The organism is Sphingopyxis sp. 550A (assembly GCF_053569535.1).
Genome location: NZ_CM131615.1, coordinates 2,569,061 through 2,586,222, shown reverse-complemented (window position 1 = coordinate 2,586,222; position 17,162 = coordinate 2,569,061). Strand labels below are relative to the sequence as shown.

The 17,162-nt window shown below is 64.6% G+C and carries 20 protein-coding genes; 8 read left to right on the top strand and 12 right to left on the bottom strand.

Going from position 1 to position 17,162, the window contains the following annotated elements:
• Window positions 1-32: 32 nt before the first annotated feature.
• From ACVENA_RS12495 to ACVENA_RS12465, 7 genes are all read left to right on the top strand, one after another.
• On the top strand, window positions 33-2,000 hold the full coding sequence (locus ACVENA_RS12495) for a heme lyase CcmF/NrfE family subunit (protein ID WP_449325627.1): 1,968 nt from the start codon (window positions 33-35) through the stop codon (window positions 1,998-2,000).
• Entirely contained in the window at window positions 1,997-2,527 is a 531-nt protein-coding gene (locus ACVENA_RS12490) for a DsbE family thiol:disulfide interchange protein (RefSeq protein ID WP_449325626.1), read from the top strand. The genes ACVENA_RS12495 and ACVENA_RS12490 overlap by 4 nt, the downstream gene beginning before the upstream one ends.
• Window positions 2,524-2,961, top strand: coding sequence for a cytochrome c-type biogenesis protein (locus ACVENA_RS12485; RefSeq protein WP_449325625.1), 438 nt, complete (start codon window positions 2,524-2,526; stop codon window positions 2,959-2,961). Before ACVENA_RS12490 ends, ACVENA_RS12485 begins: the two co-directional genes overlap by 4 nt.
• Complete coding sequence (locus ACVENA_RS12480) at window positions 2,958-3,608, top strand: tetratricopeptide repeat protein (RefSeq protein WP_449325624.1); 651 nt, start codon at window positions 2,958-2,960, stop codon at window positions 3,606-3,608. Before ACVENA_RS12485 ends, ACVENA_RS12480 begins: the two co-directional genes overlap by 4 nt.
• Before the next feature lie 57 nt (window positions 3,609-3,665).
• The gene (locus tag ACVENA_RS12475; protein WP_449325623.1) at window positions 3,666-5,624 is read left to right on the top strand and encodes a potassium transporter Kup; all 1,959 of its coding nucleotides are present in this window, start codon (window positions 3,666-3,668) and stop codon (window positions 5,622-5,624) included.
• A 101-nt stretch (window positions 5,625-5,725) separates the two neighbouring features.
• Window positions 5,726-6,547, top strand: a complete 822-nt coding sequence (locus ACVENA_RS12470; RefSeq protein WP_449325622.1) for a hypothetical protein — start codon at window positions 5,726-5,728, stop codon at window positions 6,545-6,547.
• Window positions 6,547-7,026, top strand: coding sequence for an AHH domain-containing protein (locus ACVENA_RS12465; protein ID WP_449325621.1), 480 nt, complete (start codon window positions 6,547-6,549; stop codon window positions 7,024-7,026). The genes ACVENA_RS12470 and ACVENA_RS12465 overlap by 1 nt, the downstream gene beginning before the upstream one ends.
• On the opposite strand, the gene ACVENA_RS12460 is transcribed toward ACVENA_RS12465, so the two are convergent.
• The 7 genes from ACVENA_RS12460 to ACVENA_RS12430 all read right to left on the bottom strand — a co-directional run bounded on the left by ACVENA_RS12460 (window position 7,023) and on the right by ACVENA_RS12430 (window position 11,202).
• Window positions 7,023-7,994 carry an NAD(P)H-dependent flavin oxidoreductase gene (locus tag ACVENA_RS12460; RefSeq protein WP_449325620.1) on the bottom strand — a complete coding sequence of 324 codons (972 nt, stop codon included), beginning with the start codon at window positions 7,992-7,994 and terminating at the stop codon, window positions 7,023-7,025. The genes ACVENA_RS12465 and ACVENA_RS12460 overlap by 4 nt on opposite strands.
• A 135-nt stretch (window positions 7,995-8,129) precedes the next feature.
• Window positions 8,130-8,327, bottom strand: a complete 198-nt coding sequence (locus tag ACVENA_RS12455) for a hypothetical protein (protein ID WP_449325619.1) — start codon at window positions 8,325-8,327, stop codon at window positions 8,130-8,132.
• A gap of 25 nt (window positions 8,328-8,352) precedes the next feature.
• Window positions 8,353-8,505, bottom strand: coding sequence for a hypothetical protein (locus tag ACVENA_RS12450; protein ID WP_449325618.1), 153 nt, complete (start codon window positions 8,503-8,505; stop codon window positions 8,353-8,355).
• Window positions 8,506-8,571: 66 nt separating this feature from the next.
• Window positions 8,572-8,835: a translation initiation factor IF-1 gene (infA, locus tag ACVENA_RS12445; protein ID WP_136173950.1), complete on the bottom strand. Its 264-nt coding sequence runs from the start codon at window positions 8,833-8,835 to the stop codon at window positions 8,572-8,574.
• Window positions 8,836-8,838: 3 nt separating this feature from the next.
• Complete coding sequence (locus ACVENA_RS12440; protein WP_257543305.1) at window positions 8,839-9,045, bottom strand: cold-shock protein; 207 nt, start codon at window positions 9,043-9,045, stop codon at window positions 8,839-8,841.
• A 393-nt stretch (window positions 9,046-9,438) separates the two neighbouring features.
• Window positions 9,439-10,458: a hypothetical protein gene (locus tag ACVENA_RS12435; RefSeq protein WP_449325617.1), complete on the bottom strand. Its 1,020-nt coding sequence runs from the start codon at window positions 10,456-10,458 to the stop codon at window positions 9,439-9,441.
• Between the two features lie 75 nt (window positions 10,459-10,533).
• Window positions 10,534-11,202 (bottom strand): hypothetical protein, encoded by a 669-nt coding sequence (locus ACVENA_RS12430; protein WP_449325616.1) that lies wholly within the window; start codon window positions 11,200-11,202, stop codon window positions 10,534-10,536.
• A gap of 45 nt (window positions 11,203-11,247) precedes the next feature.
• On the opposite strand from ACVENA_RS12430, the gene ACVENA_RS12425 reads away from it, so the two are divergent.
• Window positions 11,248-12,099: a DUF7946 domain-containing protein gene (locus ACVENA_RS12425; RefSeq protein WP_449325615.1), complete on the top strand. Its 852-nt coding sequence runs from the start codon at window positions 11,248-11,250 to the stop codon at window positions 12,097-12,099.
• A 17-nt stretch (window positions 12,100-12,116) separates the two neighbouring features.
• Here the strand turns inward: ACVENA_RS12425 and ACVENA_RS12420 are convergent, their stop codons facing one another.
• From ACVENA_RS12420 to ACVENA_RS12400, 5 genes are all read right to left on the bottom strand, one after another.
• Window positions 12,117-12,458 (bottom strand): hypothetical protein, encoded by a 342-nt coding sequence (locus ACVENA_RS12420; RefSeq protein ID WP_449325614.1) that lies wholly within the window; start codon window positions 12,456-12,458, stop codon window positions 12,117-12,119.
• A 26-nt stretch (window positions 12,459-12,484) separates the two neighbouring features.
• Window positions 12,485-14,149, bottom strand: a complete 1,665-nt coding sequence (leuA, locus tag ACVENA_RS12415) for a 2-isopropylmalate synthase (protein ID WP_449325613.1) — start codon at window positions 14,147-14,149, stop codon at window positions 12,485-12,487.
• 311 nt (window positions 14,150-14,460) lie between these two features.
• Window positions 14,461-15,099 carry a YceI family protein gene (locus ACVENA_RS12410; RefSeq protein ID WP_449325612.1) on the bottom strand — a complete coding sequence of 213 codons (639 nt, stop codon included), beginning with the start codon at window positions 15,097-15,099 and terminating at the stop codon, window positions 14,461-14,463.
• Between the two features lie 54 nt (window positions 15,100-15,153).
• Entirely contained in the window at window positions 15,154-15,600 is a 447-nt protein-coding gene (locus ACVENA_RS12405; RefSeq protein ID WP_449325611.1) for a hypothetical protein, read from the bottom strand.
• Window positions 15,601-15,800: 200 nt separating this feature from the next.
• Window positions 15,801-17,054: an adenosylmethionine--8-amino-7-oxononanoate transaminase gene (locus tag ACVENA_RS12400; protein ID WP_449325610.1), complete on the bottom strand. Its 1,254-nt coding sequence runs from the start codon at window positions 17,052-17,054 to the stop codon at window positions 15,801-15,803.
• Window positions 17,055-17,162 lie beyond the last annotated feature (108 nt).

Sequence of the window (17,162 nt, the reverse complement as noted above, 5' to 3'; positions counted from 1 at the left end):
GCGGCCCCCGCCTGCGCGGGGGCGACGAATCCATGATCGCCGAACTCGGTCTTGCGCTCCTGTGGATCGCGGCGGCGCTAGCGTGCCTGTCGCTTGTCGCGGGCATAGCCTATGTCCGCACCGGCAAGGACGATCTAGCGGCGCTGGTGCGCCCGGCGAGCGTCGCACAGGGGGTGCTGACCGCGGTCGCCTTCCTGCTGCTCATCACCCTATTCGTGCGGTCCGACATGTCGGTCGAGCTCGTCGTACGCAACAGCCACAGCCTGAAGCCGATGCTGTTCAAGGTGGCGGGAGCGTGGGGCAATCACGAAGGATCTATGCTGCTGTGGTTGACGATCCTCGGCCTATCGGGCGCGCTCGTCGCGATCTTCGAGAAAAGGCTGCGCAACGACACGCTGATCGCGACGCTTGCGGCGCAGGCGGCGCTCAGCCTTGGCTTCTTCGCATTCCTTCTCTTCTCATCGAATCCGTTCAAGCGGCTCCCCGTAGCGCCGCCTGACGGGCAGGGGCTCAACCCGCTGCTCCAGGACCCCGGTTTGGCTTTCCATCCGCCGACGCTCTACATCGGCTATGTCGGGATTTCGGTCGCCTTCAGCTTCGCGGTCGGCGCGCTGATCACGCGCGAGATCGGTCCCGCCTTTGCGCGCGCGATGCGGCCATGGGTGCTCGGGAGCTGGATTTTCCTGACGCTGGGCATCACCGCTGGAAGCTATTGGGCCTATTATGAGCTCGGCTGGGGCGGCTGGTGGTTCTGGGACCCGGTCGAGAATGTCTCGCTGATCCCGTGGCTCGCGGGTGCGGCGCTGCTCCATTCGGTCAGCGTCACCGCGACGCGCAATGCCTTGCGCGCGTGGACGGTGATGCTCGCGGTGATCGCCTTCTCGATGTCGATGGTCGGTACTTTTATCGTCCGGTCGGGGCTGCTCACCAGCGTCCACAGCTTCGCGGTCGATCCCGAGCGCGGCACCTTCCTGCTCGCATTGATGTTCATCTATATCGGTGGAGCGCTGACGCTCTTCGCGTTCCGCGCAGGCGCGGTCGCCGAGGGCAAGAAATTCGCGTTGCTGAGCCGCGAGGGATCGCTAGTCATCAACAATCTGCTGCTGACGACGATCCTCGCGCTCGTGCTGCTCGGCACCCTCTATCCGATCGTCGCCGAGGCGATGGGGGAGAAGATTTCGGTCGGCCCGCCCTATTACAACAAGGTCGCGGGGCCACTGGCGCTGATCCTCTGCCTCGTCATGGTGACAGGGCCGCTGTTGAGCTGGCGCAAGGACGATGGGAAGAAGCTCTGGTCGCGCTTGCCCGTCGCGGTGCTGGCGGCGATGATCGTGCTGTTCGGGCTGGTCCTGTTCGGGGGCAAGGTCGGGGTGCTGCCGTTGCTCGGCATAACGGTCGCGGGGCTGGTCGGGGTCGCGAGCCTCGCGCCCCTCTGGGGCCGCAACCTCCGCCGCACGCCGCTGCCGACCTGGGGCATGGTGATCGCGCATTTCGGGGTCGCGGTCGCGCTCGCCGGGATGGGCGCCGAAAGCGCCTTCATCAAGGAACGGCTCGTCGCCGCGGCGCCGGGCGAGACGGTGACGGTCGCCGACTTCTCGGTAAAATTCGCGGGTGTCAAGCCGATCGCGGGGCCGAATTACACCGCGATCGAGGGCACGCTGATCGCGACGACGCCGTCGGGCGCCTCTTTCACGCTGCATCCGGCGGCGCGGACCTTCCCCGGGCTGATGGGCGGACCGCCGACCGAGACCAATGAAGCGGCGCTGCTGACGCGGCCGGGTGGGCAACTTTACGCGGTGCTCGGGCAGCCGGTGACCGGACCCGACGGGACCGCCGACCGCTATCAGCTTCGCCTGTGGTGGAAGCCGCTCGTGTGGTGGATATGGCTTGGCGGGGCGCTGATCGCGATCGGCGCGGCGCTGTCGCTGCTCGGTCGCGCGCAATTGCTCGAAATCTGGCGCGCGCGGCGCGCGCGCAAGGCGCAGGAGCGTTTCGCATGAGGAGCCGCTGGGTTCTGTTCGTGCCGCTGGCGATCATGGGATTGCTGTTCGGCGCGTTCATCTATCGTCTGACGGTGCCGAACGACACGCTGATCCAGTCGCAATGGATCGACAAGCCGATGCCGCTGTTCGATCTTCCGCCCGCGACTGCCGGCGTCGAAGGATTGAAGAGCAGCCAGCTCGCCGACGGCAAACCGCGGCTGGTCAATGTGTTTGCAAGCTGGTGCATCCCGTGCCGCGCGGAGGCGCCGCAGCTGGAAGCGCTGAAAGCTGCGGGGGTGCCGATCGACGGCATCGCGATCCGCGACCGGCCGGAGGATGTCGCGCAGTTCCTGCGGGAAAACGGCAATCCGTTCGAGCGGATCGGGTCCGACCAGCAGAGCAGCGTCCAGATTGCGCTCGGTTCGTCGGGGGTGCCCGAAACCTTCCTGATCGACGGCAAGGGGATTATCCGCGAGCAGATTCAGGGCGTGATCCTCGCCGATCAGGTGCCGGAGATCGTCGCCAAGCTGGAGAAGATGAAGTGAAGGGGCGGCTGATCTTTGCCGCGCTGCTCGCATCGTTCGCGGCGCCGATCGCGGCGCAGGACCGCCTGCCGCCCGCGCCCTATGCCTATCAGCAGCTTCGCGATCCCGCGCAGGAGGCTAAGGCCAAGGAACTGATGGAAACGCTGCGCTGCCTCGTCTGTCAGGGACAGTCGATCGCCGACAGCGACGCGCCGCTCGCGGGGGACATGCGGCACGAGGTGCGCACCAAGATCGCGGCGGGGGAGAGCCCCGATGCGATCCGCAAATGGCTCGTCGCGCGCTATGGCAATTGGGTAAGCTATGATCCGCCGTTCGACGCGGCGACCGCGCTGCTGTGGCTCGGGCCGCTACTGTTTCTCGCGCTCGGCGGCTGGCTCGCCTTCGGGCGCTTCCGGCGCGGCGACAACGACGGCGAAGGGGATAGCGAGGCATGATCTGGCTGCTCATCCTGATCGCAGCGGTGTTGACCGTGGGAGGCATCTTCTGGCTCGGCCGACTGCCCGCCGCATCGCGCCCGCTCGCCGGGGCGGCGGTGATGCTGGGGCTGACCGGCTATGCCTTGCAGGGCAGTCCCGCGCTGCCCGGTCATCCGGTCGCCAAGGCGACCGAGCCCGAAGGTTTCGGCGAAGCGATCACCGACCGGCAGCAGGGGATGGCCAACCGCTTCGGCCCGGCAGCGCAATGGATCGGCATGTCCGACGGCTTCATGCGCACCGGCAAGACCGAGCTCGCGGCCCAGACGCTTGAAAAGGGGCTCGAGCGCTATCCCGACAATGTCGACCTGTGGGTAGGGCTCGGCAATGCGCTCGTCGCGCATGGCGGCGGGGTGATGTCGCCCGCGGCGGCGCTGGCGTTCGACGAGGCGGCGAAGCGCGATCCGAGCCATCCCGCGCCGCCCTTTTTCGCGGGACTCGCGATGGCGCAGAGCGGCGACCTGAAGGGTGCCGAGGCCGTGTGGAACCAGCTTTTGCAGCGCTCCCCCGCCGACGCGCCGTGGCGCCCCGACTTAGAGATGCGGCTGGCGCAGCTTCGCGAGGCGATGGGCCCGGGGACGGCACCCGAGTCGCCCGCGGGCCCCTGAAGCGCGTCCCGATTTGGAACCTATTATCCTTGCGCAGGCTCGTCTAAAGGGCGCGCCATGACTGCTGAGTCGCAACGGGCGGAAAGCGGCGCGGGACGCGCGACGACGACTGCCGAAACGGCCCATTACGGCCACGGACATCATAGCGATGGGAAGCTGAAGCTTGCCGTCGGCGCGGTCGGCGTGGTGTTCGGCGACATCGGAACGAGTCCGCTCTATGCGTTCCGCGAAACTTTCGCCGGCCATCATTCGATCGAGGCCGACCGGCTGCATATCTATGGCGTGCTGAGCCTCGTCTTCTGGTCGATGATGCTCGTCGTGACCTTCAAATATGTGCTGACGATCATGAAGGCCGACAACAAGGGCGAAGGGGGCAGCCTCGCGCTGCTGGCGCTGATCAGCCGCTCGTCGGAGGGCAAGCGCTGGACCTGGCCGATCGTGCTGCTCGGCGTGTTCGCGACCGCGCTCTTCTATGGCGACTCGATGATCACCCCGGCGATGTCGGTGCTGTCGGCGACCGAGGGCCTGCAATATGTGAGCCGCGGGTTCGAACCGTATATCGTGCCCATCGCGCTGACCATCCTGATCGGACTGTTCGCGATCCAGTCGCGCGGAACCGCGAAGGTCGGGGCGCTGTTCGGGCCGATCATGCTCTGTTACTTCCTGATGCTCGCGATCCTGGGGGTGACGCATATCGTGGACCATCCGTCGATCGTGATGCACACGCTCAACCCGATCAATGCGCTGCGCTTCTTCTGGCTCGACGGTTTCACCGCCTTCGTTGCCCTCGGCGCGGTGGTGCTCGCGGTGACGGGGGCGGAGGCGCTCTATGCCGACATGGGGCATTTCGGGCGCGCGCCGATCGGCCTGTCGTGGCTCTGCTTCGTGCTCCCCGCGCTGATGCTCAATTATATGGGGCAGGGCGCGATGGTGCTCGCGGGCGAGGTCGCGCCGACCGCGCAGCTCATCCAGGATCCCTTCTTCCTGATGATGCCCGATGCGTGGAAAGTGCCGGTGGTGCTGCTGGCGATGCTGGCGACGATCATCGCCAGCCAGGCGGTGATCTCGGGCGCCTTCTCGCTGACCCAGCAGGCGATCCAGCTCGGCTTCATGCCGCGCCTGCGCGTCGACCACACCAGCGCCTCGGCGCAGGGGCAGATCTATATCCCGGTGGTCAACTGGGGGCTGATGGTGATGGTCATCCTGCTCGTCCTCTTCTTCGGATCGTCGAGCAATCTCGCCGCGGCCTATGGCATCGCGGTGACCGGCGCGATGTTCATCGACACCTGCCTGATGAGCGTCGTGCTGTTCGTGCTCTGGCGCTGGCCGGCATGGAAGGCGGTTCCGATCCTCGCCGTCTTCTTCATCGTCGACATCGCCTATCTCGGCGCCAATCTGATCAAGGTGCCCGACGGCGGCTGGGTGCCGCTGGCGATCGGCCTGACCATCTTCACCATGCTGACGACCTGGTCGCGCGGGCGCAAGCTGATGCAGCAGGAAATGGCCGAGGGCGCGATGCCGATCCCGATCTTCGTCAAGTCGGCGGCGAACAGCGCGACGCGGGTGCCGGGGACCGCGGTGTTCATGACCTCCTCGTCCGACGGGGTGCCCCACGCGCTGCTTCACAACCTCAAGCACAACAAGGTGCTGCACGAACGCATCATCCTGCTGACGATCAAGATCGCCGACGTGCCCTTCGTGCAGGAGGAGCGGCTCTGCCAGCTCGACGACCTGGGGCAGGGGTTCCACCGGCTGGTGCTGAATTACGGCTTCATGCAGCCGGTCGATGTCCCCGAGGCGCTGAAGCGCGTCACCGGCTGCGGCGGCGAGTTCAAGATGCTCGAGACGAGCTTCTTCCTGTCGCGCCAGACGCTGATCGCCGCGAGCAAGCCCGGCATGCCGATCTGGCGCGAGAAATTGTTCGCCTGGATGCTGCGCAACTCGGAAAGCGCGATGGAATATTTCCGCCTGCCGACGAACCGTGTTGTCGAACTGGGGAGCCAGGTCGCGATCTGACGTTCGCCGGGTTAACTTACCGCAATGTCAGAATAAGCGTTTGAACATTCGGACAAGTCTTGCGATGCAGGATCGATCCCTCGGGCAGGGCGACCAGCGACATGCGGACGGAGAGCAGCAACAGGCCGATCATGCCGGTGGTGCCGGAACCCTTTGCGCTGATCGTCGGGAGAATGAGCGACGGCGGCGAAGCCGGATTCATGGGTGCGCTCCGCCGCATGGGGCTTCGTCCCGAAACCGTGACGACGAAGGATATGCGGGCCGAGGCGCCTTTGGTTCGCGTGCGGTTCGGATCGACCTCGGCGCTGATCGGGCGTGCGTCGGCCGATGCGCTCGACCTCGCCGATCCGTTGCACCCCGCGACCAGCCAGCTCGCATCGCGCCTGGACGAGACATGGCGCGATGCGGGGCGTGTGTGGGCGGTGATTCCGGAGGCGGAAGGAGGCCTCGATACCGCCGGGGATCTGGCGGTGCGCTTGCGCGAATTCTTCAAGGCGATGGTGCTGCTGATCGACCTGTTCGACGCGAGCCATATTTTCTGGGCGCCGGCGCGGCTGTGGACCGATGCGCCCCAATTTCGCGATGCGATCGCCGAGATGCTGGCGAGCGGGATGCCGCCGGTGCTGCATCTCGTCGCCTTTCGCCGCAGCGATGCGCCGGGCGGCGGGGCGATCGTCCGGACCCGGGGACTGGCGCTGTTCGGCGGACAGGAGATCGAGGGGCGGATTCCCGTGGGCTGGACGGTTGCCGAAATGGTCCGGCGGCTGGCACGGCTGGCGCTTGATATCCTGTTGAACGGCCCGGTCGCCGCGCCGCGGCGGCTCCGCGGGCTCGACCCCGGCGAGTGGGTGTCGCTGACTCCGGTGGCGGATGAAGCGGATGGGAGCGGCACTGTCCGCGTGGAATTCGGCAGCGACCTTTGATGGCGGGGCGCCGGTGGCAAGGCGCGCCGCCGCCCCGTGCCGGTTTCCAGCGCCACCATCTGATCCCGGTCGGTCTGTTGCGGCGGCCGCAAATGGCGGCGATGTTCGACCAACTCCGCGCCGATGGCTTTGCGCTGCACCGCTTCGACCGCAACGGGTTGATGTTGCCGGGATGCGAGAGCGCGGCACTGTCGTCGGGCCACGCGCTTCATCGCGGGCCGCACCGCGACTATAATGATGTGCTGGCGGCGCGGGTCGAGCGGATTCGCGCCCATTTCGCGCTGCAGGCGTCCGCTGATCCTGGCGCCGCCCGGCGGACCGCGACGATGCGGTTACGCCTGTTGCAGGATGTGATGCGGCGGGCGCTGACCGACCGGCACGGCGGCGCCTTCTGGCTCAACCGCCGCGACCCGATGCGGCTGTTCGCTGATCGCCCCTATCTGGACGACGCGATCGGCCGGTTGTTCGGCGAAGCCTAGAGGCGGACTTTCGCCTCCAGCTCGCGGCGCGCGGCGATATATTGGGCTTCGAGTTCGGCGACGAAGTCGGCGACCGGGCGCACGCCGCGGATTGCGCCGATGCCCTGGCCCGATCCCCAGATATCCTTCCACGCCTTGGCCTTTGTATTCCCGCCCGAGCCGAAGTTCATCGTCTTGAAGTCGCCTTCGGGCAGCGCGTCGGGGTCCATTCCCGCCGCGACGATCGACTGGCGGAGATAATTGCCGTGAACGCCGGTGAAGAGGTTCGAGTAGACGATGTCGGCGGCGCGCCCCTCGACGATGCCGTTCTTGTAGCCGTCGGCGGCATTGGCCTCGGCGGTCGCGATGAAGGCGCTGCCGATATAGGCAAGGTCGGCGCCGCAGGCCTGCGCGGCGAGGATCGAGCGGCCGTGGCCGATCGCCCCCGACAGCGCGACGGGGCCGTCGAACCATTCGCGGATTTCCTGGATCAGCGCGAAGGGCGACTGGCGGCCGGCATGGCCGCCCGCGCCCGCCGCGACCGGGATCAGACCGTCGGCGCCCTTTTCGACCGCCTTGCGGGCAAAGCGATCGTCGATGACGTCGTGAAGTGTGATGCCGCCCCAGCCATGGACCGCCTGGTTGAGTTCCTCCCGTGCCCCGAGCGAGGTGATCGTGATCGGCACCTTCCACTTCTCGCAGGTCGCGATGTCGGCTTCGAGGCGGTCGTTCGATTTATGGACGATCTGGTTGACCGCGAAGGGGGCCGAGAGGCGATCGGGGTTGGCGCGGTCCCACGCCGCAAGCTCCTCGGTGATCTGGTGCAGCCATTCGTCAAGCAGCGACTGCGGGCGGGCGTTGAGGGCGGGAAAACTGCCGACCACCCCGGCCTTGCACTGGGCGATGACGAGTTCGGGCCCCGAAACGATGAACAGAGGCGAGCCGATGACGGGCAGGCGCAGACGGTCGAAGATCGGGGGAAGGGCCATGAATCAGTCTCTCCGGTTGCGGTTTGAAACTGACCTTAACGTAAACGGAAGGTCGCGCAAGAGAGGATGGCATAGCGATAATGCCAGGGCTGGGGAGGCCGAGACGGGAGTCGGGGCCGATGTTCCCCGCGGGGCTCAGCCCCGGGCCGCGGCGGCCGCGTGCTGCTCCTTTTCGGCACGCAGCCTTTCGGCGTGGAGCAGTTTGTCGGCCATCGCCTGCCACGCCGCCGCGGCGCGCAAATTGCGGTCGCGCACCTGAGTCAGCGGCGAGGCTTCGGCCTCCGCCGAGCATTTTTCGGCCTGGGCGAGATAGAAATCGATGGTGGCCGACACGGCGGCGCCTCCTTTCAGCTTTGGGTCAGTCGACCATATCTGCGATGATACGCCGAAGCTCGCGGCGCGACAGCGTCGGGCGGCGGCGGCGCGGCATGGTTGCCGTCTGCGCCCTTCCGGCCAGCGACAGCGCGGGCAGAGCGGGGAAAATCGAATTATTATTGAACATAGTCATCATCTTTATCTTTAAACTTCAGTGTTTTGGTTGTTGGAAGCCGGCACGGTTTCGCACCGGCTCCTTCGGTCAGAGCCCGCGCCGTTTGCGCTGGCTGGGGGGGACCGGCCCGCCCCCGCGTTCGCGGTAGACGAGGCGGCCCTTGGTCAGGTCATAGGGCGTCATTTCGACGCGGACGGCATCGCCGACGACCGACCGGATGCGGAAACGCCGCATCCGGCCAGCCGTATAGACGATCACGCGGTGCCCGTTTTCGAGCACGACGCCGAAGCGTCCGTCGGGCAGAATCTCGTCGATCTGCCCTTCGAAGGTCATCAATTCCTCTTTGGCCAAGGATCAGGCCGACTGGAGGTTGATCGCCGAGGTCTTGCCGTTACGGCCGGTTTCGAGGTCGTAGGAGACGCGCTGGTCCTTATTCAGCGTGGTCATCCCGGCGCTCTGGACGGCGGTGATATGGACGAAATTGTCGCCCGAGCCGTCCTCGTTCTCGATGAAGCCATAGCCCTTGTCCTGGCTGAAAAATTTGACGGTGCCGATCGGCATGATGGTTTTCCTTTCACGGAAATGGAGAATCCCCCGGCAAAAGACACCGGTGGAGCTGGTAGCGTGTGAAGGGAAGATAGTGCCCCGAAAGGGCCCGTAAATTTCCGTCGCAGGCGACGTTAGCGCCGACGATATGGGGGATTGGGCCCGAAAAGTCAAGGTTGCGGGCTGGTTTCATGGTGGCTCCTTCGATTCCCTCGCTCCCCTGCCTTCGTCATTCCCGCGCAAGCGGGAACCCAGGTGCACGTTGGGATACAGCGCTGCCGCACTGGTGGCTCGCTTCGCGCCTTTGCGCCTTTGCGTGAGATTTCCCGGTTTCACGCGAAGGCGCGAAGAAGCTGGACCCCCGCCTTCGCGGGGGTGACGGGGAGAGGCGGGAGCGAGGAAAAAAGATCAGGCGCCGGCTGCCTTGCGCGGGTCCGCCCTTTCCGGCGCGGGATCGTTGGCGGGGTCGGGGAGGCCGAAGAAGGCGCGTCGGGCGGCTTCGCCGGCGCGGCGCAAGGGGGCATGGGCCTCGGCGACGGCGGCTTCCCAGGCGTCCTCCTCGTCGGGGTCGAGCGAGCGCTCATAATCCTCGTCGCCGAACCGGCCTTCCTCGATGCCGAGATAGTCGTCGGGGGGCGGGAAATTGGTGCGCAGGTCGCCGGTGACATCGTCGTGCCAGACGGTCATTGCCGCGGCCTCCTCCTCGGGGGTCGGCCCCTCTTCGCCGGCGCCTGCGGGCTCCTCGCCGGGATCGGCGGAAAACTGCGCAACTTCATTCGCGATTGCGGTGCCCTGCCACAGGGCGGCGAGCGGGTTGGCGCGATTGTCGCGGCCCGCGAGCCAGAGCGCGAGCGCGGCGGCCATACCCTCGGTCGGGCCAGCCGCGGGTGCGGCTTCGGCGCCGGCGTCGGGTTCGCTGTCGGGCGCCGCTTCGGCCGAGGCGGCGGCGGTGCGCGCGGCCGCGGCGGCGTCGAAGAGCGAGAGGAAGCCCGGCCAGTCGCCGGCGATGACCTGCGCCAGCATCTCCTCGCCCGCGCGGGCGCGGGTTTCGACCATCTTGTCGAGCCGCGCGAGCATCGCGAGGCCGAGGCGGCTGTCGATGCGACGGCGCTTGTAAAGGCTGCGGTCCTCCTCGCGCATCACGGTGGTGATCTCGTCATGCCCCCAGATCGCGCGGTCGAGCAGTTCGTCGACGAGCCGCCCGCGCGCGATCAGCAGCGCCGCCGCGCAGCCGAGCCGGAACGCCGCGCCCTCGGGCCGCTGCTTGAGCTGATAGACGGCGGCGGGCGACATGCCGACCTTTGCCGCAGAGATCTTCACCGAGCCGTTGGTGGCGAAGGCCTCCAGAAACTCGCGCTGGAGCGAGGGCGTCCAGTGATAGCTGGCGGGGACGGGAATATGCGCGGGGTTGCGGGATGTGTCGTCCATCGGTTCGTCCTTTTGGTTGGGTGAAGCCGACAGAATGAACCATATGGGTACAATGTAGGAAAGGGAAAATCTGCGCTACTTGGGCGTTGTCGCTGCCGCCTTCTCTTTGTCGCTGACCGGTTTTGGACCGGGCTGAGCAATGTTCAGCTTTTGCTTCGGTGCCGGTATTCCCGTTGATATCGTAGTGTCTGGACGAGGCTGCCGAGGTGAATGGAAAACCAAGTACGATGCAATTGCTATCAGGAATAGCGTTGCGCTGGTGGCAATCCATCGCGCAACTTTGTAAACGGGCTCTCCCCTTTTTACCCTCTTCCATTCCCTTTTTAGAACAATGTTAGATAGATTGATAAAATCCGTTCTATCGGAGTCGAACTTTGAGAAGTCTGATTGCTGACCGGAGTTCACGTAGTTTGATATTCTGACGATGCATCCTCTGAGATTTTTCGATTCAGTTTCCGTCGGGTTCAATCGCAGCGCAATGGAGTAATAGGTCTCATTCAGCCTCTCATAGATAGGGCGCAGCGTTTCGAGGCGTTCCTTATTGTTCCGATATTCTATCTCTCTTGCACTCGCAATCGAGTTCGCGCTGGCGAGGAACGTCGACAGTTCACTCCTTAATGAATCGATCCAGGATTGCCGAAATTCGGATACCTTGGATTCTTTCGAGACAATTAGGCCAACAAGCGAGATAATCGCGCCGATTAGGGCTGCGGCGATCGCGCCAATAGCAACGTCAGGTATCATATAGGACCGCCCCAAAATTTGACTGCGTTCTGAAATTGAAGCTTAATGGAAAAGACGGGCGGAGGGGAGTGTCGAACTTTGGAGCTTGCTTCGTTTAAACTCAAATTGACTGGCGATATGTCCGATCGTCACGAGATTGAGGCATATGACGGCTTTACGGCCTTAGCGGGTGCCGCTTGGACACTTTCGCTGATCACAAACTACGTCGAAACGGGAGAAATTCGACACAGAGGCGATTTCGTTGGCCGGCATGCGGTTCATGCCAAGCCGATGAGGTCCGGTAGCATTATCGCTGATTTTGCCGTCCTACTCCAAAGTCAGCCTTCCTCCGTTTTCGAGGTGGCAAGTATATCGGCGGGAGCGAGTGGCCTTCTTTACGGGTTGGTGCATAGGGTCATCGCACGCAACATTGGGATTGATCCCGATCCGTTGAACAATGAGACGGCTGCGCTTTTATCCAAAAAGAGTGGCGATATTGAAGCACTGGTTGCCATAACGGAGCCGTCGCTTCGGCGAGCACACGATGTCATTGGGAACGGTGCTAACGATGTTGAATGGATCGGGGGCTTTGATCCCATTGCCCACATGAACGAAAGCACCAAGGCTTTCATGAAGGCTAGCGTTCACGATAGCGAACAGATCACAAAAGACGTCTCGGTAAGTGGTTTTTATGGAAACTCCGGACACGGAGGCGTGTTCGATTTTGATCTCAATCGTACCGTACCGTTTTCTATGACGAAGGATGTGCTGTCTCGATACGGATCTTATTTTTCTTGGGGGCTGCATCAATATACCAGCAAGACCGGAAAGACTATCAAGATAAAGTTCACTAGAATACTTGCCCTTGACGGGAGGCCAAAGAAGTATGTTATTATGTATGCTTCGGCGAACGAATAAAATATTCTAAAAATTGGTCAGAATTTTTTCGAGTTCGAAATATCATTTCCTGAGTATTCAAAGAAGATTCGATCTGCTCGCCCTCTCTCATCTTGACCTGGTGATGATGAGATTTTCTTGCTCTGAAAACCCGCCTGTAAGACTTCGGTCTCGGTCATAGATAGATTTGACATCAAATGCATAACCGTTCGCTGTCCCATATCATAAGAGGACAGCTTCTCTTCACGCAAATAGTCTTCTAGTTTTTTACGTCGTGCGCACTGCGCAAGCAGAAATCGGCCATAGCCGAATGAAGCGACAGCAGCGGTAAGAATCGCTGCCCAACTCGCAATGATATCGAGCACATCTTTGTAAGCCATTGGGTGATCCTTAGCCGATGAACCACTTACGCCCCATTCGCCGCCGACAAGATCGCCCGCACACTCGCGGTCGCGACGTCGGTGTCGAGCCCGCAGCCGAACAGGCTTTTCCCGTCCGCCGTGCGGCATTCGACATAGGCCGCGGCCTGCACATTGCTGCCCTGGCCGATCGCGTGCTCGCTGTAATCGACGATGTCGAGCAGCGGGCCGCCGCTTTCGGCGAGCGCGGCGACGACGCTGCTCATCAGGCCGTTGCCGCGGCCGCTGACGCTGCGTTCGGTGCCGTCGATGGTGAGCTTGCCGGCGAAGATGCGGTCGGTACCGCTATGCGTCTCGGCCCAGTCGACCAGCTGGAAGCGCTTGCCGCCCTCGGCGAGATAGGTGCGCTCGAACGCCTGCCAGATGTCGTCGGCGCCGAGTTCGCGGCTCGTTTCGTCGGCGACTGCCTGGACGACGTGGCTGAAGCTCGCCTGCATTTTCTTGGGCAGTTTCAGGCCCTTGTCCTGTTCGAGCACCCAGGCGACGCCGCCCTTGCCCGACTGGCTGTTGACGCGGATCACCGCTTCGTAGCTGCGGCCGAGGTCGGCGGGGTCGATGGGGAGATAGGGGACTTCCCATTTTTCGTCATTCTGGCGTTCGCGTGCGGCGAAGCCCTTCTTGATGGCGTCCTGATGGCTGCCCGAGAAAGCGGTATAGACGAGCTCGCCGCCATAGGGATGGCGCGGGTGGACGGGCAGGTTGTTGCAATATTCGACCGTCTGGATGACCTCGTCGATGTTCGAGAAGTCGAGTTCGGGATCGACGCCCTGCGTGTACATGTTGAGCGCGACGGTGACGAGGCAGGTGTTGCCGGTGCGCTCGCCATTGCCGAACAGGCAGCCCTCGACGCGGTCGGCGCCCGCGAGCAGGCCGAGTTCGGCCGCCGCGACGCCGGTGCCGCGGTCGTTGTGGGTGTGCAGGCTGATCAGCGCGCGGTCGCGGTTCGGCAGGTTCTTGCCGAAATATTCGATCTGGTCGGCGTAGATGTTCGGCGTCGCCGCCTCGACCGTCGCGGGCAGGTTGAGGATGATCGGGTTTTCGGCGGTCGGCTGGAGAATGTCCATCACCGCCTCGCAGCAGGCGATGCTGAAATCGAGCTCGGCGGTCGAGAAGGTTTCGGGGCTGTATTCGAAGCGCCAGTTGGTTTGCGGAAGGCGCGCGGCATTGTCGCGGAGCTGCTTCGCGCCCTCGATCGCGATCGCCTTGATCTCGTCCATCTCCATGCCGAAGACGATCTTGCGCCACGCGGGGCTGACCGCGTTATAGACGTGGACGATCGCGGTTTTCGCGCCCGCGAGGCTGTCGAAGCTAGTGCGGATCAGGTCGGCGCGGCTTTGCGTCAGCACCTGCGGCGTGACGTCGTCGGGGATGCGGCCCGAGCGGACAAGGTTCTGGATATAGTCGAAATCGGTCGCGCCGCTGGCGGGAAAGCCGACCTCGATCTCCTTGAACCCGCTCTTGACGAGCAGGTCGAAGAAGCGGGTCTTCTTTTCGGCGTCCATCGGGTCGATCAGCGACTGGTTGCCGTCGCGCAAGTCGGTGGAGAGCCAGATCGGCGCCTGGGTGGTGACGCGGCCGGGCCATTCGCGGTTCGCCAGGGGAACCTGCGGGAAGGCGGAATATTTGACCGAGGGGTCGCGGAGCATGGTCATGGGTTTGGAACTTCTTCTGCTGTCGGTTGCTATGCTGTGTCGATCGGACCCTTGAGCGGGTGGCCGCGACTAGCGCGCAGCCAGTGTCACGCCCAAGGGCGTGTAAGTCGCAGAAGAAGAAGGGCGTTGCCGCGCATGGCCGCTCCCATGATGCAAAATGCCCCGCGATGCAAGGGGGAGGTGCGGAAATTTCGTTGGGGGGCGGCATTCGTCATCCCGGCGAAGGCCGGGATCTCGCCGGTGCATTATGGCGATAGGGCGAGATCCCGGCCTTCGCCGGGATGACGGTTGGGTAGCGAGGGGCGACGGCTTTACTGCTTCTCGAACGCCGCGTGGATTTCGAGTTCGACTTCGTCGCCGACCATCGGGACGCCGAAGCCGAGGCCGAAGTCGCTGCGGCGGATCGTCGCTTCGGCCTCGAAGCCGACGGTCTGCTTGCCGCCCATCGCGCCCGCGCCGTGGAAATCGACGTCGAGCGTCACCGGGCGGGTGACGCCGTTGAGGGTGAGGTCGCCGGTGACCTTCGCCTCGTCGCCGTCGTCGCCCGGGACGACGCGGGTCGAGACGAAGCGGGCGTCGGCGGCGGCGGGGCCGAAGAAATCAGGCTTGGCGCCGTCCTTGCCGGGGCGGAGCAGGTGGCCGGTGAGGCCTGCGCTCGCGGTGGTGACCTTGGCGACCGGGATCGTCACATCGACCCTGGCCGCCGCGGGATTGGCGGGATCGAGGACGAGCGTGCCGGTGACGTCGCCGAAAATGCCGGTGTAGTTGCTGAAGCCGAGGTGATCGAGTTTCCAGACGACCATCGTGTGGTTGGGATCGGCGGCATAGGTGCCCGCGGTGACGCGCGTCTTGTCGGGGGCGCCGGGCGCGCTCGCGGGCGGCTGGGCGATGACGGCGGGCACCGCGACGGCGGCGAGCAGGATGGCGGCGAGGGGAGCGAAGCGATGCATGGGGGAACCTCCTGTTTGGGGGAGGCGCAGGCTAGGCGAATGACAGGGGCAGCGTCAATTCTGTGCGGCGGCGGCGCCGTTTTTCGCGGCGCCCATCGCGCGGCGTTCGGCGAACCATTGGCGGAGCGCGGCAGCGGTACAGCCGGTGTAGCCGTAGCTGCCGACCGGCGAACAACTGTTCGGGCGGCTCGCCGCGGCGGCCCCGTAGCTATTGCCCTCGACCGCCGAAGCCCAGGAGCCGCCGCCGACCGAACTATCTTCTTCCTTGTGGCGCAGCGCCTTGGGGACGCGATAGCGATCGGATTCGGGCTGCTGCGCGCAGACGACGATCTCGTCCTCCTTCGGTTCGGGGCAGGGTTCGTTGCCGTAGGTATAGAGAACCGACACGCGTTCGGGAGGAGAGCCGGTCTGGGCCAGATCCTCGTCCTGCGCGTGCGCCGGCGCGGCGCCGGCCAAGGTGGAGGCGAAGAGGAGAATCAGAAACGGGGCGGGTCTTTTCATCGCGTGCATTCCCTGACGACCATCCCCTGCGGATAGATATAGGCGGCGAAGATGAACCTCAGCCGAATTGGGGCATCGGTAGATATTCCCGCTTCGTCAGCCCGGGCTCGACCCGGAATCCCGCTTTTTCGGTGCTTGGCATATTCGGGTAGCGGGACCCCGGATCAAGTCCGGGGTGACGAGAGAAAATGGAGGCAGCGCTATCGGAGATCGTCGAGCGATGTCGCGATCGCCCCCCACACCTGCGCCAGTTCGTCGGGGGTGATGCCATAGGGGGGCATGACGTAGACGGTGTTGCCGAGCGGGCGGAGGAGGACGCCGCGGTCGCGGTAAAATGCGATCAGGCGGGGAGCGAGGGTCGAGAGATAGCCCGAATCGGGAGCGACGATGTCGAAGGCCGCGATGGTGCCGAGGCGGCGCGGATCGGCGACGCGCGGGTCGGAGGCGAGCATGCCGAGGTGCGCGGCCTGCGCGTCGGCGAGGGCGTCGATGCCTTGCTGGACCGGCTCGTCGCGCCAGATGTCGAGATTGGCGACCGCGGCGGCGCAGGCGATCGGGTTCGCGGTGTAGCTCGACGAATGATAGAAGGTCTTCGCGCGGTCGGTCGAGAGATGCGCGGCGAAGATCGGCTCGCTGCACAAGGTCACCGCGAGCGGGATCGCGCCGCCGGTCAGCCCCTTCGACAGGCAGACGATATCGGGGATCACCCCGGCCTGGTCGCAAGCGAAGCGGGTGCCGGTGCGGCCCCAGCCGGTCATCACCTCGTCGGCGATGAAGAGGACGCCGTGGCGGGCGCAGATCGCGCGCATTTCGGCGAGCACCCACGCGGGATAGATCAGCATGCCCCCGGCGCCGAGGATCAAGGGTTCGACGATGAAGGCGGCGGGTTTCTGTGCACAGGCGGCTTCGAGTGCGTCGAGCGCGGCCTGCTCCTGCCCCGCGTGCGGGAAGGGGATGGTGCCGACGTCGAAGAGCAGAGGTTGCCACGCGCGGTTGTAGACGCCGCGCTCGCCGACCGACATCGCGCCGATCGTGTCGCCGTGATAGCTGTGCTCCATCACCAGGATGCGGCTACGCGCCTCGCCGATGTTGAACCAGTAACCGAGCGCCATCTTGAGCGCGACCTCGACGCTGGTCGAGCCCGAGTCCGAGAAGAAGACGCGGGTGAGCGGATCGGGGGTGATGCGGATCAGTTCGGCGGCGAGGGTTTCGGCGGGTTCGTGGGTCCAGCCTGCGAAGATGAGCTGGTCGAGCTTTTCGGTCTGCGCGCGGATCGCCGCCATGATGCGCGGGTGCGCGTGGCCGTGGGTTGTGACCCACCAGCTCGAAATCGCGTCGATCCAGTATCGGCCGTCGGCGCCGTAGAGCCGCGCACCCTCGCCGCGCGCGATCAGCGGGATCGGGTCGCCGAGGCCGTGCTGGGTGAAAGGGTGCCAGATGGGGGAGCTTGTCATTTCACCCTCGAATGTTCGTCATTCCCGAGAAATCGGGAACCCAGTGGCACCCTTGCGGATCGAATGCCAGCCTATGGCTGGTTTTTATCGTTCGTCATCCCGGCGAAG

Coding starts and splice junctions, on each gene's coding strand:
- ACVENA_RS12495 (WP_449325627.1), top strand. CDS start 33: ATGATCGCCGAACTCGGTCTTGCGCTCCTGTGGATCGCGGCGGCGCTA.
- ACVENA_RS12490 (WP_449325626.1), top strand. CDS start 1,997: ATGAGGAGCCGCTGGGTTCTGTTCGTGCCGCTGGCGATCATGGGATTG.
- ACVENA_RS12480 (WP_449325624.1), top strand. CDS start 2,958: ATGATCTGGCTGCTCATCCTGATCGCAGCGGTGTTGACCGTGGGAGGC.
- ACVENA_RS12475 (WP_449325623.1), top strand. CDS start 3,666: ATGACTGCTGAGTCGCAACGGGCGGAAAGCGGCGCGGGACGCGCGACG.
- ACVENA_RS12470 (WP_449325622.1), top strand. CDS start 5,726: ATGCGGACGGAGAGCAGCAACAGGCCGATCATGCCGGTGGTGCCGGAA.
- ACVENA_RS12465 (WP_449325621.1), top strand. CDS start 6,547: ATGGCGGGGCGCCGGTGGCAAGGCGCGCCGCCGCCCCGTGCCGGTTTC.
- ACVENA_RS12460 (WP_449325620.1), bottom strand. CDS start 7,994: ATGGCCCTTCCCCCGATCTTCGACCGTCTGCGCCTGCCCGTCATCGGC.
- ACVENA_RS12450 (WP_449325618.1), bottom strand. CDS start 8,505: ATGATGACTATGTTCAATAATAATTCGATTTTCCCCGCTCTGCCCGCG.
- ACVENA_RS12440 (WP_257543305.1), bottom strand. CDS start 9,045: ATGCCGATCGGCACCGTCAAATTTTTCAGCCAGGACAAGGGCTATGGC.
- ACVENA_RS12435 (WP_449325617.1), bottom strand. CDS start 10,458: ATGGACGACACATCCCGCAACCCCGCGCATATTCCCGTCCCCGCCAGC.
- ACVENA_RS12430 (WP_449325616.1), bottom strand. CDS start 11,202: ATGATACCTGACGTTGCTATTGGCGCGATCGCCGCAGCCCTAATCGGC.
- ACVENA_RS12425 (WP_449325615.1), top strand. CDS start 11,248: ATGGAAAAGACGGGCGGAGGGGAGTGTCGAACTTTGGAGCTTGCTTCG.
- ACVENA_RS12420 (WP_449325614.1), bottom strand. CDS start 12,458: ATGGCTTACAAAGATGTGCTCGATATCATTGCGAGTTGGGCAGCGATT.
- leuA (WP_449325613.1), bottom strand. CDS start 14,149: ATGACCATGCTCCGCGACCCCTCGGTCAAATATTCCGCCTTCCCGCAG.
- ACVENA_RS12410 (WP_449325612.1), bottom strand. CDS start 15,099: ATGCATCGCTTCGCTCCCCTCGCCGCCATCCTGCTCGCCGCCGTCGCG.
- ACVENA_RS12405 (WP_449325611.1), bottom strand. CDS start 15,600: ATGAAAAGACCCGCCCCGTTTCTGATTCTCCTCTTCGCCTCCACCTTG.
- ACVENA_RS12400 (WP_449325610.1), bottom strand. CDS start 17,054: ATGACAAGCTCCCCCATCTGGCACCCTTTCACCCAGCACGGCCTCGGC.